Genomic DNA, 2115 nt, shown 5'->3' on the forward strand with positions numbered 1-2115 from the left:
GCGCGTTCCTGGGGGCGTTCGACGTCCTGCGTGCGGTGCTCGCCGTGGTGGCGGCCGTCGCCGTCGCCGAACTGCTGCTGCGGCACTGTGTCCGCCGTTTCGGCGGGGTCACCGGCGATGTGTTCGGCGGGCTCGCGGAGACGGCCGCGACGACCGCGCTCGTCGTGTCCTCGCTCGGCTGAGAGCCCACCGGGACCGGACGGTCACGGCCGGGTGAGGACCGCGGTGAGCGCCGTGCCCGCCCCGCTCGCCAGCGCCAGGAACGCCAGGGCGACGCAACGTGCCCGGAGCCGCCGGTAGCGGGTCTCGTACTCGGCGCGCAGTTCGGTGGCCCGGTCGCAGATCCGTACCAGGGCGGCCCGGGAGGCGGCGATCCGGTCGGCCCGGTAGACGCGCTCCACCTCTTCGCGCTGCGCGGTGGTCAGCCACGGCAGTTCCCCGGTGAACCGGTCGGCCCGCCGCCGGGCCTCCTCGACCTCTGCGGCCCACAGGAGGTGGCCCTCGAGCCGGGTCAGACCGGGGTCGCTGTCCCGACGGGGGTTCACGCGCTCCTCCTCGCTCCGGGCCGCGGTCTCATCGCTGCTTGTCACCTGGAGCGACGGTCACGGAGGCCTGGGGATGGTTCTCCAGGTCGTCGATCGCGGCGACGTCCGGGTGGTGCAGGTCGAACGCCGGGGATTCGCTGCGGATCTTCGGCAGGGTGAGGAAGTTGTGCCGCGGGGGCGGGCAGGAGGTCGCCCACTCCAGCGAACGGCCGTAGCCCCAGGGGTCGTCGACATCGACCGGCTTGCCGTACTTGGCGGTCTTCCAGATGTTGTAGAAGAACGGCAGGAGGGACAGCCCGAGCAGGAACGAGGCGATCGTGGAGACCGTGTTCAGCGCGGTGAAGCCGTCGGCGGCGAGGTAGTCCGGGTACCGGCGCGGCATGCCCTCGACACCCAGCCAGTGCTGGACGAGGAAGGTGCCGTGGAAGCCGGTGAAGAGCGTCCAGAACGTGATCTTGCCGAGACGCTCGTCGAGCATCTTGCCGGTGAACTTCGGCCACCAGAAGTAGAAGCCGGCGAACATCGCGAAGACGACCGTCCCGAAGACGGTGTAGTGGAAGTGCGCCACCACGAAGTACGAGTCCGTGACGTGGAAGTCCAGCGGCGGCGAGGCCAGGACGACGCCGGTCAGACCACCGAAGAGGAAGGTGACCAGGAAGCCGATCGACCAGAGCATCGGGGTCTCGAAGCTCAGGGACCCCTTCCACATCGTGCCGATCCAGTTGAAGAACTTCACACCGGTCGGCACCGCGATCAGGAAGGACATGAAGGAGAAGAACGGCAGCAGTACGCCGCCCGTCGCGTACATGTGGTGCGCCCACACCGTCGCCGACAGGCCGGCGATCGCGATCGTCGCGGCGATCAGACCCATGTAGCCGAAGATCGGCTTGCGGGAGAAGACCGGGATGATCTCGGAGACGATGCCGAAGAACGGCAGCGCGATGATGTACACCTCCGGATGGCCGAAGAACCAGAACATGTGCTGCCACAGGAGAGGGCCGCCGTTGGCCGCGTCGTAGATGTGCGCCCCGAACGTGCGGTCCGCCATCAGCGCGAGCAGCGCGGCCGCCAGGACCGGGAAGGCGAGCAGGACCAGCACACCGGTCAGCAGCACGTTCCAGGTGAAGATCGGCATGCGGAACATCGTCATGCCGGGAGCGCGCATGCAGATGATCGTGGTGATGAAGTTGACCGAGCCGAGGATCGTGCCGAAGCCGGAGAAGGCCAGACCCATGATCCACAGGTCACCGCCCAAGCCCGGTGACCGGACCACGTCCGACAGCGGGGTGTAGGCGAACCAGCCGAAGCTCGCCGCGCCGTCCGGGGTGAGGAAACCGCCCACCGCGATCAGCGAGCCGAACAGGTACAGCCAGTAGGCGAACATGTTCAGCCGCGGGAACGCCACGTCGGGCGCGCCGATCTGCAGCGGCATGATCCAGTTGGCGAAACCGGCGAACAGCGGCGTCGCGAACATCAGCAGCATGATCGTGCCGTGCATCGTGAACGCCTGGTTGAACTGCTCGTTCGACACGATCTGCAGACCCGGCCGGGCCAGCTCGGCGCGCATCAC

The 2115-nt window shown here is 68.1% G+C and carries 3 protein-coding genes; 1 reads left to right on the forward strand and 2 read right to left on the reverse strand.

Annotation, left to right across the window (positions count from 1 at the left end):
* Nucleotides 1-182, forward strand: a 182-nt coding sequence (locus B9S61_RS16775; RefSeq protein ID WP_181007396.1) for an adenosylcobinamide-GDP ribazoletransferase, incomplete at its 5' end; no start/stop codon positions are given.
* A gap of 21 nt (nt 183-203) precedes the next feature.
* Here the strand turns inward: B9S61_RS16775 and B9S61_RS16780 are convergent.
* Nucleotides 204-545 carry a hypothetical protein gene (locus tag B9S61_RS16780; protein ID WP_103542991.1) on the reverse strand — a complete coding sequence of 114 codons (342 nt, stop codon included), beginning with the start codon at nt 543-545 and terminating at the stop codon, nt 204-206.
* 28 nt (nt 546-573) lie between these two features.
* The coding region (locus tag B9S61_RS16785) for a cbb3-type cytochrome c oxidase subunit I (protein WP_103542992.1) at nt 574-2115 on the reverse strand (1542 nt) is incomplete at its 5' end.

It is taken from the genome of Streptomyces sp. SM1, from assembly GCF_002910825.1.
Lineage (GTDB): Bacteria > Actinomycetota > Actinomycetes > Streptomycetales > Streptomycetaceae > Streptomyces > Streptomyces okerensis.